Genomic DNA, 19,744 nt, shown 5'->3' with positions numbered 1-19,744 from the left:
AATGGGTTACGACGCCAAATTCCGCGTATGGCGCGGCGATCTCGACGGCGGAGAACTGCACGATTTCACCGTTCTGGTGAACGAGGGCGAGGTGGTGCTCGACATCATCCACCGGCTACAGGCCACGCAAGCGCCCGACCTGGCCGTGCGCTGGAACTGTAAGGCGGGCAAGTGCGGTTCGTGTTCGGCCGAGGTGAACGGCCGGCCGCGTCTGCTGTGCATGACGCGGATGTCCACCTTCACCCAGGACGAAGTGATCACGGTGACGCCGATGCGTACCTTCCCCGTGATCAAGGACCTCGTGACGGATGTGTCGTTCAATTACGAAAAGGCGCGGGAGATACCGGCTTTCACGCCGCCCGCCGATCTGAAACCGGGTGACTACCGGATGAAGCAGATCGATGTGGAGCGTTCCCAGGAATTCCGCAAATGCATCGAATGCTTCCTGTGCCAGGACACCTGTCACGTGGTGCGGGACCACGAGGAGAACAAGCAAGCCTTCGCGGGACCGCGCTATCTGATGCGGATCACCGAATTGGAGATGCATCCGCTGGACGTCGGCGACCGCACCGACCTTGCGCAGGATGAGCACGGTCTCGGCCTGTGCAATATCACCAAGTGCTGTACCGAGGTCTGCCCGGAACACATCAAGATCACCGACAACGCGTTGATCCCGATGAAGGAGCGGGTGGCCGATCGGAAATACGACCCGCTGGTGTGGCTGGGCAACAAGCTGTTCCGCCGCTAGACCGCCGAGGACGACCGGCCGGGAGATTCCCGGCCGGTCGGCGCACCCTTACAGAGTTGCCACTACACCGAGGGCGACGATCCACACCAGCAAGCCGACGAACAGAGCCGACAGCAACGAGTTGGTGAGGACGAAGACTCCGACCGCCGACACCGCGAACAACAGTGCGACGATCAGCCATTCCACCCAATCGCCAGGCCGCAATTTCTTGTACCGGGAATGGGAGCTTTTGAGCCCTCGGTCCACGCATAAAGAAATACCCGTGCTCGGCCTCGGCAAACGCCTTTTCGTTGCCGAAAAAGTGTCGTTTCGTGATCCTCGGACGCCTTCGTGCCCTACTGCGGCCGGTCGAACTCACCGTCGTGCACACCAGCCGTGAACGCGGCCCACTCCCCGGGCGTGAAGATCAGCACCGGCCCGTCGGGGTCCTTCCCGTTGCGTAGACCCACGTGTCCGTCGGCGAGCAGCGCCACCTCCACGCTGTCGTTCCCCTCGCCTTCCCCCGCCCTCCGCCACGTGGCGCCGGTCAGGTCTATGTTCGCGTTCCCCTGAATGCTCACGAATTGCACTCCTTCGCTGTCTGCCGTGGCAGACGTGTACGGACCGAGAACCCAGCACTCCTGCTGGACGCACTCACGCGCGCCCGATAGTACCGCCGCTGACCGGCACTGTCGGGCGAAAATCCGGCCGCATGAATCGGCCGGTACGTCGAGCGGCAACGATGATTCCGTTCGATGATTTCAGCGGCACCGCCGGCTCAGCGGCGGCGCGACGGCGGCCCTGCCCAAGCGCGAATGGCCGCGACCACAACTCGGCCGGAGGGACGAAACCTGTTTCGCGGCGGGATGATCCAGCAGCGGATCGCGCCGACCGACGCGGTCGGCGACGGCAACGCGATCGTCGATCCGGTGCGGGATACCGACACGTTCAGCCGGAACAGCTCCGCGAACAGCCGCGTATCGCTCTCGGGCAAGTCCGGGGCGATCAGGAAAGTCCATCGATTCGAGCGAGGGTGCGCCAGGATCGGGCCCAGCCGGACGCGTGTGCTCTGCATGTGCGCCTTGACCGCCTGTCCGAGGCTGCTCGGCATGGTCAACGCCCATACCGATCCGGCACGCATCACGATCCGCCCTAGTTCGGGCGGGTCGACCACGGCGGGCAGATCACATTCGCGCCGATAGAACTGACATCTGGACCGTGGTGTATCCCTGAGCGAGCTCTGTTCCACTGACAACCCCCTGCAGTTGTGTGGTTCGCCATTTAGGTGCGCGCCATACCGGAGCCCCTACGTTCCGACAGTGGCTCCCGCTCGCGTACCGATGAGAATGCGGCGATGACCGAGTGTGGCGCGACTACCTCTAGTTTCGCGTCGCGCCGACCGGGATCGACTGATAAAGAATGGGCAAAAATGGGAAAAATAGCGGTGGCACGGTGCGCATGTGAATGATGGGGACTCAGTGCCTGCTGTGATCCGTCAGCGCGGTGCGCGGACCGAACTTGGGTTTGTGAAAGTGGCCGCTGATTTCCAGCAGGCGGATCGCCCGATAACGGTGCGGACGAAGTGGTTCCAGATACTCGACCATCGCGTCGTCATCGAGCGGTCGGCCGAGCAGGGTCCAACCGACGGCGGCGGCCAGGTGGTAATCGCCGACCGACAACGCGTCCGCGTCGCCGAAAGCCCGCTGTGCGATCTCCGCGGCAGTCCACACCCCGATACCGGGGACAGTGCGCAGCATGCGGGCCGCCTCCGCGGGATCGACCCGCGCCGCGCGCTCCAACGACTCGGCGATCCGAGCCGCACGCACGATGGTCTGTGCGCGCTGCGGTCCGACATTGGCCCGGTGGTAGACCCAGGAAGGAATCCGCCGCCAAGTATCGGCGTCCGGCGGCAGCCGCATTCCTTCCGGAGCGGGACCCGGCGCGGGTTCGCCGTACTGCCGCACCAGCTTGCGCCACGACGCCCGCGCTGAGATGGTGTGCACCTTTTGTTCCAGCACGGCGGGCACCAAGGCTTCGAACACCAGTCCCGTGCGCAACATGCGCAGGCCGGGGAAGCGGTGACAAGCATCGACGAGCTTCGGATGATCCGGGAGGAACGCCGAGACGTCCTCGTCCAGACAGAGCATGTGCTCGAGACCATCGAGGAATTCCGCCGCGCCCGGCCCCCAGGCGCGGGCCTGCACCGTGCACGGACCGGACTGGGTCAATCGGTAGGTTACCGGCCCGGTCGGCAGGCGGGAGGCGTGCCAGTGCGCGCCGTCGCCGGTCACCCGGTGGCACGGATCGCCGGTGCCGCGGCCGAGTGGAGCGACGGTGGACGCCAGATCGATCGGCCGATCCGTGATCACGGTCCGGCTCGCTCCCGGCTCGACCGTCAGGTTGCGCACCGCATCATTCTGCCCGGTGCGGCGCGCGGTGCCGCGTCCCCCTCCACCCGGGCGACACGGATTATTATCCGAGACACACCATAAGCCTTTTCATACCGCTTGCGCATAATCACAGTTGCCTGAATCGGATGTAACGGTATGGGATTCACCGCGATATTGATCTCGATCGGCAAATAGCTGGCTGTAGCCATGACGGAGGTTCTCTGATGATCACCAATGTGCTCAACTGGTTGCTCAACGCCTGGGGTGGGCTTTTCGCGGGCAGCTCGGGTTACCAGATTCCGCCGGGCACCCTGCCGTTCGGCAGCTGAACCATGCGGCGCGCCCGCTCGAGTTCTCGGCGGGCGCGCGAAATGGTCACTTACCCCAGAGGAACTGCGCGATATGGCGTGCGTTTCGCCCTGCTAGGGCAGCGGCTTGGGTACGACAGGAGAAGCCGTCGGCGAGGAAGATCGCGTCCTCGCCCGCGGCGCGCAGGGCGGGCAGCATGCCGTTCTCCGCTATCGCCATTGAAATGTCGTAATGGCCGGCCTGCATTCCGAAGTTTCCCGCCAGACCGCAGCATCCAGTGATTTCCGTCACTCGAAGGCCCATACCGGCTAAAAGTCGGCGATCGGCATCGAATCCGAAAATCGCGTGCTGGTGACAATGCGGCTGAATCACCACCGACTGTCCGGTTCGCGTCGGCGGCCGCCAAGTCGGCTGTTCGGTGAGGAACTCCGCGAGGGTGCGCACGGCGGCGGCGGTCCGGGCCGATCTCGGGTCTTCCGGCAACAGTTCCGTCAGGTCCGCGCGCAGGACCGCGGTGCAGGACGGTTCCAGTCCCACGACCAGACCACCCGCCTCGACATGCTCCTCCAGCGCGGTCAACGTGGACCGTAACCGGGCACGTGCGCCCTCGAGCTGCCCCGTGCTGATCCAGGTGAGTCCGCAGCAGACACGGCGCTCGGGAATCCGGACGCGGTATCCGAGGGTGGTCAGCAACCGTGCCGCGGCCAGCGCGATCTCCGGATCGAACGCGTCGGTGAAGGAGTCGATCCAGAGCATCACCTCGCCCAAGCCGCTTCCGGCCCGCTCCTGGGGGGCATACGACGACTCGGCCAGCAAGGCGCCCTCGTCGAGATCGCGCCAGATCCGGCGGAACGTGCGCTGGGCCAGGCGTGGCACGTCACGGCGCGGGTCGATGCCCGCCACTCGCAAACCGGCTCGACGCAGCACGGCCCGGGCTGCCAGCGCGTTGACGACGCGCGGCATGCGACTCGCCGCGGACAACCAGCGCGGCAGCCAGCCCAGTGCGTAGTGATCGATGGGGCGCGGCCGACGGCGGTAGCGGCGATGCAGCGTCTCCGACTTGTAGGTGGCCATGTCCACGCCCGCCGGACAGTCCGATCGGCACGCCCGGCACGACAGGCAGAGATCGAGCGACTCGGCGACCGCCTCCGAAGACCAGGGCAGCGCGCCGCGCACCACCTCCTGCAGGACGCGGGCCCGCCCGCGCGTGCTGTCCTTCTCGTCCCGGGTGGCCAGGTAGGACGGGCACATGAAACCGCCGTCGGCGCGGCATTTTCCGACACCGACACAGCGATGGACCGCGACGCCCACATCGCCGTCGTCATCTCCGAACGCGTAACCGCTCGACGGCCGGACGCGCGGAAGTCCGGCCAGCCGCAGGTCGGCATCGTTCGGACGCGGCGCGACCAGCACACCTGGATTCAGGATGTCCTCGGGGTCGAACAGCCCCTTGTAGCCGGAGAAGACGTCGAGCACCGCCGGGGAGTACATCACCGAGAGCAACTCCGAGCGAGCCCGGCCGTCGCCGTGCTCGCCGGAGAGCGAACCGCCGTACCGGACCACCAGCTCCGCCGCGTCGAAGAGGAACGCACGGAATCGATTCGGCGCGTCGGCGATCGGAAGATCGAGGCGGACGTGGATGCAGCCGTCGCCGATGTGCCCGTACAGCAGCCCATCGACGCCGTGGTCGCGGGTCAGCGCGGCGAAATCACGCAGGTAGGCGCCCAGCCGCGCGGGTGGGACGGCCGCGTCTTCCCACCCCGGCCACGCCGGTCGCCCGTCGGGTGTGCGACCCGCGAGCCCCGCGCCGTCGGCTCGGATCCGCCAGAGCGCGGCCGCGGCCCCGGGGTCGGTGACGATCCGGGTGTCCACCGCCCCCGCCGTCCGGCACAGGCGCTGCGCGACGGCCAGCGCGTCGGCCGGTGACCGGCCCACGGTCTCCACGAAGAGCCAACCGCCGCCGCGCGGCAGGTCGGGAACCCGTCCGCCGTGCGCGCGGACCACGTCGACCAGCCGCGCATCGATGCCTTCGACCGCGATCGGCGCGCAGGCCAGCACGGCGGCGACGTCGTCGGCGGCGGTGGCGATGTCCGGGTAGCCGAGCACCGTGAGCACGGTGGCCGTGGGCAGCTCGACCAGCTCGACCGTCGCCTCCAGCAGCAGACCGCAGGTGCCCTCGCTCCCGACGAACGCCTTCGCCGCCGACGCGCCCCGTTCAGGCAGCAGGTGTTCCAAGCCGTATCCGGATGCCTGCCGGTCGAAGCGTCCGAGATCGGTGCGCAGCACGGCGAGATGCGCCCTGCTGAATTCCGCGAGACCCGGCACGGCGGACAGGTCGGCGGCCAGCCTGCGTTCGGCGCCGGTGCCGTCCAGGATGCGCAGCTCGCGCACGGTGTCGGAGGTGCGCCCCCACGCGACGGCGCGCGGGCCACAGGCATTGTTGCCGATCATGCCGCCCAAGGTGCAGCGATCCTGCGTCGAGGGATCCGGTCCGAAGCGCAGGCCGTGCGGCCGGGCCGCACGCTGCAATCGCGAAAGCACCACGCCCGGCTGCACGGTGGCGACATGCTCGACGGGATCGATCGCCACGATCCTGTTCATGTGCTTGCTGAAGTCGAGCACCAACCCGGAGCCGATCGCGTTGCCCGCCACCGAGGTTCCCGCGCCACGCGCGGTCACCGGTAAACCGTGGCCACGGGCGAATTCCAGCGTGAGCGCGATGTCCTCATCGGTCCGAGGGAAGACGATCGCGGCGGGGAGAACCCGGTAGTTCGACGCGTCCGAGGAGTACTCCGCCCGCCGGCGCTCGGACGTGTCGACCTCACCCGCGATCCTGCCGCGTAGTGCCGCCATCCGGTTCTCGGTCACTCCGCCAGCCTAGGTGGTGTCGGTTTTCCAGCGCCGCCCCAGCTCAGCTCGGCGTGGCTGGTCCCGTGGCGTTTCCACCGCCATATGGTCTCGTTCGGCATCCGCACCTCTGGTTCGGGCGGGCCGCTACTCGCGGTTTCATTGCCTCTCTGCCGCGGTGTGGCGTCGTCCGTATCGGGGCGTCGGCACGGCCGTTCGCGCGGCCCTCGCCCATGTGCCGGTCCTTCGAACGATCTCGGTTTCGCCCTCGGCGGAAACGCCCTGCGGGCGGAATCGACTTGAACTAAACCATTGTTGAGGTCTTAGTGTCGGTGGCCAGGTCTTTGATGGGGCGGGGAGCGAGAGGAAGAAGAACGTGAGCATCGAATCCGTGGCGTGGAGCCAGATGTACCGACGGGCGAACGCGCCGCAGGAACAGCGGCCGTTCCGCCTGGCCACCGCCAAGCGCATCATCCGGTTCGCCGCGCGGCACCAACGGAGGATCGGCGCGTTCCTCCTGCTCAGCGTCGTGTCCGCGGTGCTCGCCGTGGCGACGCCGGTGCTGGCGGGCCGGGTGGTCGACGCGATCGTCGGCGGCGACGCGCCACGGGTGGTCGTCCTGCTCGCCGCGATGATCGGCGTGCTCGCGGTGTTCGACGCCGGGCTCGGGCTGGCGATTCGATGGATGTCGGCGCGGATCGGTGAAGGGCTCATTCTCGATCTGCGCACCGCCGTGTTCGACCACGTGCAGAAGATGCCGGTCGCGTTCTTCACCCGGACCAGGACCGGTGCGCTGGTCAGCCGCCTGAACAACGACGTCATCGGCGCCCAGCGCGCGTTCAGCGACACCCTGTCCGGCGTGGTGGCCAACTTGGTGACCCTCGCGCTGACGCTCGCCGTGATGGTCAGCATCTCCTGGCAGATCACCGTGCTCGCGCTGGTGCTGCTCCCGGTGTTCGTGCTCCCCGCGCGCCGGATGGGCAACCGCCTGGCGGACATGCAGCGGGAAGCGGCCCGGTTGAACGCCTCGATGAGCACCCAGATGACCGAGCGTTTCTCCGCGCCGGGTGCGACGCTGGTCAAACTCTTCGGCCGTCCGGAGCAGGAGTCCTCGGAATTCGCACTACGGGCGCGCCGGGTGCGCGACATCGGCGTGCGCACCGCGATGTTGCAGACCGTCTTCGTCACCTCGCTCACGCTGGTTTCCGCGCTGGCGATCGCGTTGGTGTACGGGCTCGGCGGCTGGTACGCGTTGCGCGGACAGTTGGACGCGGGCGCGGTCGTGTCGCTGTCGCTGCTGTTGACCAGGCTCTACTCGCCGCTGACCGCGCTGGCCAGCGCCCGCATGGAGATCATGTCCGCGCTGGTGAGCTTCGAGCGCGTCTTCGAAGTGCTCGACCTGAAACCGCTGATCGAGGACGCGCCGGGCGCGAAATCAGTTCCGGAGGGCCCGGTCGCGGTGGAATTGGACGCGGTGAGCTTCGGCTACCCGTCGGCCGACAAGGTGTCGCTGGCCTCGCTGGAGGACGTGGCGAACCTGGACACTCGCGGCGGGGTGGAGGTGCTGCACCAGGTATCGCTGCGGGCCGAACCCGGTCAGCTGATCGCACTGGTCGGCTCGTCCGGCGCGGGCAAATCCACCATCGCCCAGCTGGTCTCGCGGCTCTACGACGTCGAGGGCGGCGCGGTGCGGTTGAACGGCGCCGACGTGCGCGAGCTGACCAGCCGGTCGATCCGCGAAACGGTCGGGCTCGTCACTCAGGACGGGCACCTGTTCCACGACACCATCCGGGCCAACCTGCTGCTCGCGCGGCCCGAGGCCACCGAGGACGAACTCTGGGACGCGCTGGAACGCGCCCGCCTGCGAGAGCTGGTCGCTTCCTTGCCGGACGGGCTGGAGACCGTGGTCGGCGAGCGCGGCTACCGGCTCTCCGGCGGTGAGCGCCAGCGTCTGACCATCGCGCGCCTTCTGCTCAAGCAGCCGCGCGTGGTGATCCTGGACGAGGCGACCGCGTCGTTGGACTCGACCTCGGAAGCCGCCGTGCAGGAAGCGCTGTCCGAAGCGCTCGAGGGCAGGACCGCGCTGGTGATCGCACACCGGCTGTCGACGATCCGCGCCGCCGACCAGATCTTGGTGCTCGAGCAGGGACGGATCGTGGAGCGTGGCACGCACACCCAACTGCTGGCCGCCGACGGCCGCTACGCGGAGCTGTACCGCACCCAGTTCGCCGAGGAGCCCGTCACGGCCGCGGCCTGACCGCGGCTACCGGCTAGCTCGCAGTCTGGTCCGCGGTGCAGGTGGTGTCGGTGTCCGGCAGCACCCCCGCGCCGAAGTAGGTGTTGATCGCGTCGTTCACGCAACTGCTCAATTCGGGCCGGAACGTCATATGGATACGGACATCGCGCAGAGTGACCATGCGCGACTCGGACAGATGCTGATGCAGTCGAACCCCGTGGGCGTAAGGGGTGCGTGGATCTCCCGTCGCCTGCACGATGAGCGCGGGCACCGCGTTCCGGACCACCGTCGGAGGTTCGACCGGGCGAGGCCAGAAGGCGCACGGCTGGATGTTGCCCGCCAGCGCGCCGAACACCGGTTGCGTGGCCCGGTTCTCTTCGATGGTGCGCCAGTACCAGGTGGGATCGATCGGTGCGCCGACATCGCCGCAGGCGATCTGCGCCAGCACGGAGTTCTCGTTGTCCCGCAGCGCCTGCACAATGGCGCGCAACCGGGGCGTACGCGAGGTCGTCGGCGGGCCGCCCGCGGCATCGGCGATCTCACGCACCGTCGCGGCCAACGGCTCGTTCAACCGGAAGTTCGTCAGCAAGGCGTGCAGGATGAACGGAAGCCAGTGGTCATCGATCGCGAACCCATCGATGACGATCGGTTGCCGTGCGGCGATGCGCACCAGTTCCTCGACCTTCGCCCGCACCTGCTGCGCAGTCGCGCCGAGCCGGAACTCGTCGTCCCGGGCGGCGGCCCACACGGCCCAGTCGTCCAGCGCGATCTCGTCGGCGGGACCCCAATCCTGCACCAAGCCGGTCCAGTACCGGTCCGGGTCGATCGCGCTGTCGAGCACGATTCGATCCGTGCGCTCGGGAAACATCTGCGTGAACACCGCGCCGAGGTAGGTGCCGTAGGACAAGCCGTAGAAGTTGACCTTCTGCTCGCCCAAGACGGCCCGGACGATGTCCATGTCGCGCGCCGTGTTGCGAGTGGTGAACTGCCGCACCAAATCCGGATCGCGGATGACGCAGCTCGCGGCCATGCCCGCGGACTGCACGGTGTCGTGCACAAAACCCAGCGGTTCCAAGCCGGCCGAGCGCACCATCTCGCCGACCGGCCACCCGCACCGGGGACTGCGGCTGGATTCGCCGACCCCGCGCGGGTCCATCCCGATCAGGTCATAACTCGCCAGCACATCCGGCGACAGCACGTCACCGAGCAGATCCACGCTGTCCAGGCCCGGCCCGCCGGGACCGCCGGGATTCGACAGCAGGACTCCCCGGCGCCGTGCCGGATCGCCCGCCTTCACCCGGGATATCGCCACGGTGATCGTGCGATCGCCAGGCCGCCCGTAGTCCAGCGGCACCAGAACTTCGGCGCACTCGCCACCAGCTTTGTCCAGATTCTCGACACCGCAAGGCTTCCACTCGGGCAGCTGACGATAGAACCGGTCCAGGCCGGCCGGGTACGGGTCGGCCACCGGCTCGGCCTGGGTGTAGGCGGGCACGGCCAGCAGCACGGACACCGCCGCTATCGAAATCGAACGCCAGAACGGCTTCGCGGGCAACAGACTTCGCCTCTCGACCGGAGCGAGCACGTGGGTGGATGCGGAAGAACCGTATCGGATCGGAGCCTTCGATGGTGGCACCCTTCCCACGCGCGGCGTCGCGCGAGGTGCGCGTCAGGTGGCCCGGCGTGCGTCGAGCCCGTCCAGCACCCGGTCCAGTCCGTAGCGGAACTTCCGCTCGCGCAACCGTTCTGGATCCTGGTTCCAGTTCTCCTGCGCGACTCGCGGAAACTCGCGCGCCGCCGCTTCGACTGCCGGTCGCAGCTCGGCCAGCCACTCCTTCTCCGTCTTCCCGCTGCGAGTCAGCATGCTCAGATACGCCGCCTCGGTGATGCCGATACCGACCACGTAGCTGATGACGGCGCCGATGCCGTCGCCCGCCTCCTCGGCGGGGAAGCCACCGGCTTCGAACAGCCCGACCATCCGGTCGTTGAGCCGCATAACGTTCGGGCCCAGATAGGACAGCCCGACCTGGCCCAGGGTCGAGGCCATCCACGGATGCCGCAGGATCATCGCGCGCAGGCTCGTTGCGCACTCCTGCGCCGCGGCGCGCCATCGCGCCGGGTCATCGATCCGTGGGACGTCGATCTCACCGTAGACCTCGTCGACCACCAGTTCGATCAGCTCGTCCCGATTGGCCACGTGGCGGTAGAGGGAGGTGGCGCCTGCGTTCAGGCGAGCGCCGAGCTGACGCATGCTCAGCGCCTCCATGCCCTCCGCGTCCAATAGCGCGACCGCTTCGGCCACGATCTGTTTCCTGGTCAGCGCCGGTTGCTCCCGGCCGCGCCGCGGGCGCGTCCACACCGATCCCACCGGCTGCTTCTCCGCGGGCATGACACTCCTTTCGTCCATCTCCAGCGTAGCGCACGGTGTTCGCGAATGCGTACAACGCTCGCCGGTGCCGATGCGGGACCGAACCCCGGCCCGTCAACCACCGAAATCCGGCTCGAACGGATCGAGCCGGGCCTCGTCACGGCGCGCGCCGCATGCGTCCGGTCCGGGTTCCGCGAGCGCTACCCGAGCCCGCCGAGCGCAGGCACACAGGTGACGATCAGAATTCGCCCGAGACGCCGAGAACGGTTCGGCCCCGGTGGCTGCCTTTCTGAATGGAGCGCAGCACCTTCTCCACCTCGGTGATCGGGGCGTGGTTCGCCAGGGTCGAAAGATGCTGAGGGCGCAAGTCCTTGCCGAGCTGGGACCATACTTCGCGACGGCGCTCGATCGGGAGGTTGACCGAATCGATGCCCTCCAGGGCGACGCCGCGCAGGATGAACGGCATCACCGTGGTGGGCAGCTCGGATCCGCCGGTGAGGCCGCTGGCCGCGACCACGCCGCCGTAGCCGATGGCGCTGAGAACGTAGGCGAGCGAGGCGCCGCCGACACTGTCCACGGCCGCGGCCCACCGCGCCTTCGTCAGGGGCCGCGGCTTGGCGCTCGGCTCCTCGGGCAGCCTTCCGATCACCTCGTTCGCGCCGATCTCACTGAGCAGGTCGCCCGCATCGGTCTTGCCGGTGGAAGCGATAACTTCGAAGCCGAGCCCGGAGAGGATGTCGATACTCACGCTGCCGACTCCACCCGTCGCGCCCGTGACCAGCACCGGGCCCGCGTCCGGGGTGAGACCGCGATCGAGCAGTGCCTGCACGCTGAGGGCCGCGGTGAAACCGGCGGTGCCGAGCGCGGCGGCGTCACGAAGGCTCAGATCCTCCAGCTTGACCACCCATTCGGCGGGCACCCTGGCGTATTCGGCGAAGCCGCCGTTGTGTGCAACGCCGATGTCGTATCCGTGCGCGATCACCGGGTCACCCGGGGCGAAATCGTCGTCGGCGGACTCGACCACTTCGCCCACGAGATCGATTCCGGGCACGATCGGGTAGTTGCGGACCACTCCGCCGCCCTTGGTGATCGCCAGAGCGTCCTTGTAGTTCGCGCTCGAGTAGTGCACTTTGATCGTCACGTCGCCCGGCCCGAGGAAATCCTCGCCGACCTGCTGCCGGGTCAGGACGATCCCGCTATCCGATTCGTGTGCCACCATCGCCCAGAACTCCATGCGGACGAGCATACGAGTGTCCGGACGGGTTCCGGGAGCTACTGCGGCACGAGTTCCAGCCGGACGCCGAGCAGACGAACCGGCCGGTCGAGGTCGAACCGGTCGACGATCCGCAGCGCGGTCTCGGCGATCCGCGCGACGTCGATGGTCGGTTCGGGGAGTTTCTCCTGTTTACTGCGGGTATAGAAGGTGTTGGTGCGCACCGTCACGGAAACACGGGTGCCGATCCGGCCTGCCGCGGCCATCTCCTCGGCGACCTCGGTGGCCAGTCGCGCGACTTGGGCGCGGATCTCGCCGGGATCGGTCAGATCGTGCGGGAAGGTCTCGGATTTGCTGCGACCTACGGGGATTCGCGGTTCGGTGGTGACATCCGTATCGCCCTTGCCGTGGCCGAGCACCCGGAGATACGGCCCGGTGTTCGGCCCGAACTCCGCGGCGAGACGATGCCGGTCGGCCGCCATCAGGTCGCCGACGGTTCGGATGCCGAGGTCGGCGAGACGCGCGGCGATTCGGTCGCCGATACCCCACAGCGCGTTCGTCGGGCGATGGGCCATCACTTCGGTCCAGTTCGCCGCGGTGAGCCGGAAGACGCCCGTGGCGGCGCCCGCGCCGGCCACGGGCTCGGCCGAGGACTTGCCCGCCGATTTGGCGAAACCGGTCGCGAGCTTGGCGGTGAGCTTGTTGTCACCGATGCCGATGGAGCAGGTCAGTTCCAGTCCGGCGATGGCGGCGCGCACCTGGTGCGCGAGGGCCTCAGGGTCGTCGGTGTCGGCTGCGAGGAACGCCTCGTCCCAGCCCCACACCTCGACCCGCCCGGGAAACGTCCGCAGCAGCGCCATGACCTCGTCGGAGGCGTCCTCGTAGGCGGTCATGTCCACGGGAAGGAAGACGCCGTCGGGGCACTTGCGCTGGGCGCTGCGCAACGGCATCCCGGCCCGCACGCCGAACGCGCGCGCCGGATAGGACGCGCAGGTCACCACCTTGCGCGCCTCGGTGGGATCGCCGTGGCCGCCGACGATGACCGGCAGTCCCCGCAGTTCCGGATGACGGCGGAATTCCACCGCCGCCTGGAACTGGTCGAGATCGACGTGCAACAGCCATCTGGCCACATGCCGTTCTTACCGCAGTGCTGCGACACCATGCGTAATTCCAGTGCGAATCGGCGGCCGACCGGCGTTTCCACCGCGCCGCGAGCGTGCGTGTGTCCCGCGGACACCTCGCTGGACCGTTCCCAGGGTGCCGGACCCGCCATCAGGGTGCGAACTGCCCGCCGCTGCCAGGCAGATCCGCCGATGTTCGCCCGGCAGTCCCATGCCGTCGAGGAAGCACGTCTCGCCATGCGCATTGCGCTGCCCGAGAAACAGAATTAAATTCGGTATATGAAGATTCGAGATCGGTTGCTGCTGGCGGCCGAGCGCCAGTTCGCCGAGCACGGTGCGCTCGACGCGACGCTGACGCAGATCCGGGACGCGGCGGGCGCCAGCGTGGGGGCGCTCTACCACCACTTCCCGGACAAGGCCGACCTCTACCGGCAGGTGTGGGCCAACGCGCTGACGGACTACCAGAAGCATTTCTGGGCGGTAGTGGGCGACAGCACCGACGCGCGTGCGGGCGTCACCTCCGGCGTGCGCGAGCACTTGCGGTGGGTGAGCGAGAACCAGTACCGGGCCACGGTGCTCACCTCCGCCCGTCCGCCAGGAGTGCGCGAGAGCGAGAGCAATCGCCGCTTCTTGTCCGATGTGACGCGCTGGTGGCGCACGCACGCCGGATACGGGGTGGTGCGTGATCTGCCGGTCGATCTGGTCTACGCGCTGTGGCTGGGCCCCGCGCAGGAATACACGCGGCAGTGGCTGGGCGGCGAGATGCGCATCGCCCCGGCCGAAGTCGCGGGCGAACTCGCCGACGCCGCATGGCTCGCCCTCGCCGCCGATCGCACCCGAGCCGCGCAAGAGGTATCCCGATGACAACAGCCATGAGCCTCGACAGCGCCAGGAAAGTGCTGGCCGCACAGCCTTTTGCCGACCTGGTCGGCACCGAGATCACCGCCTTCGGCGACGGAGCCGCCACCCTGATCATCCCGTTGCGCCGCGAACTGACCCAGCAGTTCGGCTACGTGCACGGCGGCGTGCTCGCCTACGCCGCCGACAACGCCCTCACCTTCGCCGCGGGGACGGTTCTCGGCGCGAACGTGCTCACCGGCGGTTTCACCATCACCTACCTGCGACCGGGCGCGGGCACTCGGTTGCGCGCCGAGGCATCCGTCACCGGGTCGACGCGCCGCCAGGCGGTTGCCCACTGCCGGATCTACGCGGAGAGCGCCGACCGTGAACCGATCCTGCGCGCGGTGGCACAAGGCACCACCCGGCTCGCGGAAAGCGACCTGACGAACTCCAACCCCGCCTGACTCGCCCCACGCGCGAATCGTCGTGGACCCAGTGCGCCCAGCTCGCGCGCCGTGCGGCAGACGAAAGGCCGGGCACGGAGCATTCTCCGTGCCCGGCCCTTCCAGCACAGGTCAGGCGGTTGCCGCGTAGGCAGGGCCCAAAGCCGATTCGGTGACCGGTTCGATGGCGTAGGCCAGGATGTCGGCCACGTCGGCGACGGGGCGGACATCCAGCGCGGCCAGCACTTCCGCCGGGACGTCGTCCAGATCCGGCTCGTTGCGCGCCGGGATGAAGACCGTCTTCAACCCCGCCCGCTGGGCGGCGAGCAGCTTCTGCTTCACGCCGCCGATCGGCAGCACCCGGCCGTTCAGCGTGACCTCACCGGTCATGCCGACATCCGATCGCACCTGACGACCCAGCGCCAGCGACACCAGAGCGGTGACCATCGTGACGCCCGCGGACGGCCCGTCCTTCGGCACCGCGCCCGCCGGGAAGTGGATGTGGATGTTGCGATCGAGCACCGACGGCTCGATCCCGATTTCCTCCAGGTGGGAGCGCACGTAGGTCAGCGCGATCTGCGCGGACTCCTTCATGACGTCGCCGAGCTGGCCGGTGAGCGTCAGGGAGCGCTCGCCCTCGGCGGCGTTCGCCTCGATGTAGAGGACGTCGCCGCCCGCGCCGGTGACGGCGAGGCCGGTGGCCACACCCGGGACGGCGGTGCGTTCCACCGAATCGGGGGTGAAGCGCGGACGACCCAGGTAGTCCTTCAAGTCGTCCAATCCGATCGTCAGTGCTTCCTCGACCGGCACCTCGTAGCCCAGTTCGGGGTCGTAACCCGCCGCAGCGGGAACACTCTCGCGCTCCGACAGCCGAGTGGCGGCCTTGCGCAACGCTTTCGCGATCAGCCGCTCCATCTGCCGGACCCCGGCCTCCCTGGTGTAGTTGGCCGCGATTTCCCGCAGCGCCTCCTCGCTGACCGTCACCTCGTCGGCGGTCAACGCGTTGCGCTCGAGCTGCCGCGGCACCAGGAAGTCGCGGGCGATGGCCACCTTGTCGTCCTCGGTGTAGCCATCGACGGTGATCAGCTCCATCCGGTCCAGCAGCGGGCCGGGGATGGTCTCCATCACGTTCGCCGTGGCGATGAACAGCACGTCGGACAGGTCCAGGTCCAGATCGAGGTAGTGATCGCGGAACGTATGGTTCTGCGCCGGGTCCAGCACCTCGAGCAGGGCGGCCGCCGGGTCGCCGCGGAAGTCCGAGCCGACCTTGTCGATCTCGTCCAGCAGGACGACCGGGTTCATCGAACCGGCTTCCTTCATGGCGCGGACGATGCGACCGGGCAGTGCGCCGACGTAGGTCCGGCGGTGGCCACGGATCTCGGCCTCGTCGCGTACGCCACCCAGAGCCACGCGGACGAACTTGCGGCCCAGCGCCCGCGCCACGGACTCACCCAGCGATGTCTTGCCGACGCCGGGCGGCCCGACCAGCACCAGCACCGCGCCGGAGCCGCGTCCGCCGACGACCTCCAAGCCCCGGGCCGCACGGCGAGCCCGGACGGCCAGGTACTCCACCATGCGGTCCTTGACCTCGTCCAGACCGTGGTGGTCGGCGTCCAGGACCGCGCGGGCGGCCGACACATCGGTGCTGTCGGTGGTCTTCACCGTCCACGGCAGCTCGAGCACCATGTCCAGCCAAGTCCGGATCCAGCCGGATTCCGGACTCTGATCGCTGGCTCGCTCCAGCCTGCCGACCTCGCGCAGCGCCGCTTCGCGAACCGTGTCGGGTAGATCGGCCTGCTCGACGCGGGTGCGGTAATCGTCGGCGCCGTCCGGCTCGTCCTCACCGAGTTCCTTGCGGATGGCGTTGAGCTGCTGGCGCAGCAGGAATTCGCGCTGGCTCTTCTCCATGCCCTCGCGCACGTCTTCGCTGATCTTCTCGCTGATCTCGGCCTCGGCGATGTGCGCTTTGGTCCACTCGATCAGGGTGGCGAGCCGCTTGGCCACCTCGGGGGTCTCGAGCAGTTCACGCTTCTGCTCGGAAGTGAGGTACGTGGCGTAACCCGCGGTGTCGGCGATGGCCGACGGATCGGTCAATTGATTGACCGCATCGATGATCTGCCACGCCTCGCGGCGCTGCAGCACCGAGACGACCAGCTTCTTGTATTCGGCGGCCAGTTCCTTGGTGCGGCCGTCCGGGGCTGAAGTCTCGACCGGCTCCGCCTCGACCCACAAGGCCGCGCCGGGGCCGGTGACCCCGTGCCCGATCTTTGCGCGCCGTTCGGCCTTGAGGACGGCCGCCGGAGCACCACCGCGCATCCGGCCGACCTGTTCGATGGTGGCGACCACACCGTAGGTGGCGTAGCCCTCGTTCAGGCGCGGCGCGAGCAGCACGGCGTCGGTCCCGGCGGCGCGCGCGGCATCGATCGCGGCCTGCGCCGATTCGTCCAGTTCGATGGGCACGACCATGCCCGGCAGCACGATCGGATCGGTCAGGAACAGCACCGGCAGGTTCTGTGGTGTAGTCACGTCTTCGACCCTTCCAAAAGTTGAGCGATGCCTACTCAACCCGCGATGGTTCGGGTTTGTTCCGTCCACGACCGAACGTTCGCCGACGGCGAATTCCCCACTCGGAACTGTGACGCGCGCCACGGACGCGGACACCGAGCCTCTTCGGATCCTCGCCCCGCCATTCGACTTCCGATTCGCCGGATACTCCTCGTTGACACCCCGTCCAAGGCAATGAGAACGTGGGGGCCTTGATATCTCATACCGGCGGTACCGCCGGATCGGCTTAGGGAGTCCTATCCATGTCGTCGCTCGCCGCTGGCGTGTTCATCGACTGGGAAGGATTGACCGGGCAGCCGAAATTCGTGGTCGACCTGATCACGTTCCCGATCTTCAGCGCGCTGGCCGGTTGGCTGACCAACTGGACCGGCGTGCTGATGCTGTTCTGGCCGATCCGGTTCCGCGGCATCCGCATCCCGGGCCTGCACGTGCTCTATCCCTACTTCCCGCGCCGGGTCCAGGTGTTGCCCACCTTCTCCGGCGACGGCCGCCGCCTCGGATTCCAGGGCTTCATACCGGCGCGTGCGGAAAAGATGGCCAGCATCTGCGTGGACAAGGCGCTGATGCGGATCGGGAGCCCGAAGGACTTCATCCACGAACTCGACCTCGACGGCATCGCCGACTACGTCGCGGTGCTCGCGCGCCAGCAGGTGCGGCCGCTGGTCGACGAGCTGATGTACCGGGAGAACCCGGACCTGTGGCGCACGGTGCCGCGCGCCGCCAAACAGCTGATCTACCAGCGGGTGGATCGCGAACTGCCCGCGCTGTCACGCCGCGCTTTCGCCTCGCTCGGCGACAACGTCGACCAGCTCATCGATATCAAGAGCTTCGTGATCCGCTACCTCCAGCAGAACCCGGCCATCCTGAAGGACCTGACCACCACCATCGCGGCGCCCGAGCTGCGCTTCATGGTGCGCATCGGCTTGCTCGGCGCTCCCTTCGGCGTGCTGCTGGCCCTGTATCTGCATGTACACCAGCACATTCCGGTATTCGGCTGGGTTCCGGGCTGGGTGATCGTCCTGCTCTCCTCGGCGGCGATCGGTGTGATCGTCAACGTCATCGCGGTGAAGATGGTGTTCGAGCCCGGCGACCCGCAACCGAGGTACAAGTACCTGTGGAAGCAGGCGCTGCTGGCGAAACGACAGCCGCAGGCGGCGACCGATCTGGCCCATATCCTGGCCTACCAGGTGTTGACGCTGCCGAACCTGTCCGAGGAACTGCTGGAGGGCCCGAACGGGGACAAGACCAGGCAACTGCTGGAACGGTTGATCGCCGACGAGATCAATCGTCAACTCGGGCCGACCACCACACTGGTGCGGGCGGCTCTGGGTCGTCGCCAGTTCGACAACCTCACGGTGGGCGCGGCGGGCGCCGCGGTCGGTCTGGCTCCGACCCTGACCGAGGACGAAGAATTCAACCTGGAGCAGGCCAAGACCATCGATGAATTCGCGGCGCGCAAATTGCGAGACCTTACGCCGGGGGAGTTCATGGAGATGTTCTACGCGTCCGTGGAACAGGACGCCTGGCTGCTGTATCTGCACGGCGCGGTGCTCGGCCTCGTCGTCGGGGCGGCCCACCTGGTGGCTTTCGGCTGGTAGCGAGGCTCTTTGCGGGCAAGATAAAACAAGCATGCTTGCCTTTTTTTGGTCCCGCTGCGATGCTGGACGGCGGCGGCGCACGAGGCGGTGTGCCCGGATCGGTAGGGGAACGGATGGCTGACCTCGAGGCGCTGCTCGGCGATTTCGCCGACGAATGCGCGGACCTGGAACGACTCGTCGGCCCGTTGGCCGTCGAGGAGTGGGCGCGCGCCACACCTGCGGCCGGCTGGACCATCGCCCATCAGATCGGCCATCTGGCCTGGACCGACGAGGTCGCGACGATCGCCGCCGCGGACGCCGAAGGCTTTCAGAAGCTGCTGGCCGAGGCCGGCCCTCGTGCGCTCACGTTCGTCGACGAGGCGGCCGAGAAAGCCGCCACCGAACCCCCGGCCGACCTGCTCGATCGATGGCGGCGTGGCCGCGCGTCGCTCACCGCCGCGCTGCGCGCCGTGCCCGCGGGGGTCAAACTGCCGTGGTTCGGTCCGCCGATGAGCGCCGCGTCGATGATCACCGCCCGCATCATGGAGACCTGGGCGCACGGGCAGGATGTGGCCGACGCGCTCGGCGTGTACCGCAGGCCGACGGAGCGCCTGCGCACCGTGGCCCATATCGGCGTCCGCACCAGGAACTTCGCCTACACCGTGCACGGAAAGACCGCCCCGGCGGCGGAATTCCGGGTCGAGCTGATCGCGCCTGATCGCACGATCTGGTCGTGGGGCCCCGAGACCGCCGAGCAGCGCGTGACCGGGCCTGCGCTCGACTTCTGCCTACTGGTGACCCAGCGCCGTCATCCGGACGACCTGGCGCTCGTGGCGCACGGCGACGACGCCGCGGAATGGCTCACTATCGCGCAGGCTTTCGCAGGTCCGACGGGTGCGGGGCGGACAGCGGGCCAGTTCGCCTGACCCGCCCACACCCGACCCGATCGATGACGATTCGGGAGCGGGCGAGCGCCACACTTGGGTGCGCCGTGTTCATGTCGACGGCCGGACGCCGTTGGCCGGGTGTCTCGAGGTGGCAGTCGAGAATGACGCTCGCCAGCTGAATGATATTTACCCGCCGCTGCGTTCGCGGAAACATCGACGCC

At 68.1% G+C, this 19,744-nt stretch carries 16 protein-coding genes; 6 read left to right on the top strand and 10 right to left on the bottom strand.

The features are described from left to right. Nucleotide 1 precedes the first annotated feature (1 nt). A complete protein-coding gene (locus GVY39_RS11315) occupies nt 2-748 on the top strand; it encodes a succinate dehydrogenase/fumarate reductase iron-sulfur subunit (RefSeq protein WP_159923474.1) in 747 nt (248 codons plus the stop codon). Between the two features lie 48 nt (nt 749-796). Here GVY39_RS11315 and GVY39_RS11310 read toward each other — a convergent pair whose 3' ends face one another. The 5 genes from GVY39_RS11310 to GVY39_RS11290 all read right to left on the bottom strand — a co-directional run bounded on the left by GVY39_RS11310 (nt 797) and on the right by GVY39_RS11290 (nt 6,279). Then, a complete protein-coding gene (locus GVY39_RS11310) occupies nt 797-994 on the bottom strand; it encodes a hypothetical protein (RefSeq protein WP_159923476.1) in 198 nt (65 codons plus the stop codon). Nucleotides 995-1,083: 89 nt separating this feature from the next. Beyond that, entirely contained in the window at nt 1,084-1,308 is a 225-nt protein-coding gene (locus tag GVY39_RS11305; protein WP_159923478.1) for a DUF397 domain-containing protein, read from the bottom strand. Between the two features lie 197 nt (nt 1,309-1,505). Continuing rightward, nucleotides 1,506-1,901 (bottom strand): DNA-directed RNA polymerase subunit beta, encoded by a 396-nt coding sequence (locus GVY39_RS11300; RefSeq protein WP_236565414.1) that lies wholly within the window; start codon nt 1,899-1,901, stop codon nt 1,506-1,508. Between the two features lie 301 nt (nt 1,902-2,202). Further along, a complete protein-coding gene (locus GVY39_RS11295; RefSeq protein WP_159923482.1) occupies nt 2,203-3,135 on the bottom strand; it encodes a DNA-3-methyladenine glycosylase in 933 nt (310 codons plus the stop codon). A 357-nt stretch (nt 3,136-3,492) separates the two neighbouring features. Continuing rightward, the gene (locus GVY39_RS11290) at nt 3,493-6,279 is read right to left on the bottom strand and encodes an FAD-binding and (Fe-S)-binding domain-containing protein (protein ID WP_159923638.1); all 2,787 of its coding nucleotides are present in this window, start codon (nt 6,277-6,279) and stop codon (nt 3,493-3,495) included. A gap of 370 nt (nt 6,280-6,649) precedes the next feature. Here GVY39_RS11290 and GVY39_RS11285 point away from each other — a divergent pair, with 370 nt between their 5' ends. Continuing rightward, nucleotides 6,650-8,530: an ABC transporter ATP-binding protein gene (locus GVY39_RS11285; protein WP_159923484.1), complete on the top strand. Its 1,881-nt coding sequence runs from the start codon at nt 6,650-6,652 to the stop codon at nt 8,528-8,530. Nucleotides 8,531-8,543: 13 nt separating this feature from the next. Here GVY39_RS11285 and GVY39_RS11280 read toward each other — a convergent pair whose 3' ends face one another. From GVY39_RS11280 to GVY39_RS11265, 4 genes are all read right to left on the bottom strand, one after another. Continuing rightward, nucleotides 8,544-10,022, bottom strand: a complete 1,479-nt coding sequence (locus GVY39_RS11280) for an alpha/beta fold hydrolase (protein WP_159923486.1) — start codon at nt 10,020-10,022, stop codon at nt 8,544-8,546. A 156-nt stretch (nt 10,023-10,178) separates the two neighbouring features. Further along, nucleotides 10,179-10,898: a TetR/AcrR family transcriptional regulator gene (locus GVY39_RS11275; RefSeq protein ID WP_159923488.1), complete on the bottom strand. Its 720-nt coding sequence runs from the start codon at nt 10,896-10,898 to the stop codon at nt 10,179-10,181. A gap of 217 nt (nt 10,899-11,115) precedes the next feature. Continuing rightward, nucleotides 11,116-12,111: an oxidoreductase gene (locus GVY39_RS11270; RefSeq protein WP_159923490.1), complete on the bottom strand. Its 996-nt coding sequence runs from the start codon at nt 12,109-12,111 to the stop codon at nt 11,116-11,118. Nucleotides 12,112-12,149: 38 nt separating this feature from the next. Beyond that, nucleotides 12,150-13,220, bottom strand: a complete 1,071-nt coding sequence (locus tag GVY39_RS11265; protein ID WP_159923492.1) for a DNA polymerase IV — start codon at nt 13,218-13,220, stop codon at nt 12,150-12,152. A gap of 270 nt (nt 13,221-13,490) precedes the next feature. Between GVY39_RS11265 and GVY39_RS11260 the strand changes: the two genes are divergently transcribed. Then, nucleotides 13,491-14,075 carry a TetR/AcrR family transcriptional regulator gene (locus tag GVY39_RS11260; protein ID WP_159923494.1) on the top strand — a complete coding sequence of 195 codons (585 nt, stop codon included), beginning with the start codon at nt 13,491-13,493 and terminating at the stop codon, nt 14,073-14,075. Continuing rightward, complete coding sequence (locus tag GVY39_RS11255) at nt 14,072-14,515, top strand: PaaI family thioesterase (protein ID WP_159923496.1); 444 nt, start codon at nt 14,072-14,074, stop codon at nt 14,513-14,515. The genes GVY39_RS11260 and GVY39_RS11255 overlap by 4 nt, the downstream gene beginning before the upstream one ends. A gap of 111 nt (nt 14,516-14,626) precedes the next feature. Here the strand turns inward: GVY39_RS11255 and lon are convergent, their stop codons facing one another. Beyond that, nucleotides 14,627-16,960: an endopeptidase La gene (lon, locus tag GVY39_RS11250; protein WP_236565420.1), complete on the bottom strand. Its 2,334-nt coding sequence runs from the start codon at nt 16,958-16,960 to the stop codon at nt 14,627-14,629. 341 nt (nt 16,961-17,301) lie between these two features. On the opposite strand from lon, the gene GVY39_RS11245 reads away from it, so the two are divergent. Both GVY39_RS11245 and GVY39_RS11240 read left to right on the top strand, forming a co-directional pair. Then, nucleotides 17,302-18,657 (top strand): hypothetical protein, encoded by a 1,356-nt coding sequence (locus GVY39_RS11245; protein WP_159923498.1) that lies wholly within the window; start codon nt 17,302-17,304, stop codon nt 18,655-18,657. Between the two features lie 113 nt (nt 18,658-18,770). Continuing rightward, nucleotides 18,771-19,562 carry a TIGR03084 family metal-binding protein gene (locus GVY39_RS11240; RefSeq protein ID WP_159923500.1) on the top strand — a complete coding sequence of 264 codons (792 nt, stop codon included), beginning with the start codon at nt 18,771-18,773 and terminating at the stop codon, nt 19,560-19,562. The last annotated feature ends 182 nt before the right edge of the window (nt 19,563-19,744 follow it).

It is taken from the genome of Nocardia sp. CY15, assembly GCF_009829295.1.
Lineage (GTDB): Bacteria > Actinomycetota > Actinomycetes > Mycobacteriales > Mycobacteriaceae > Nocardia > Nocardia sputi.
Note: the sequence above shows the minus strand (reverse complement) of the source record. Positions and strands in the feature narration are given on the sequence as shown.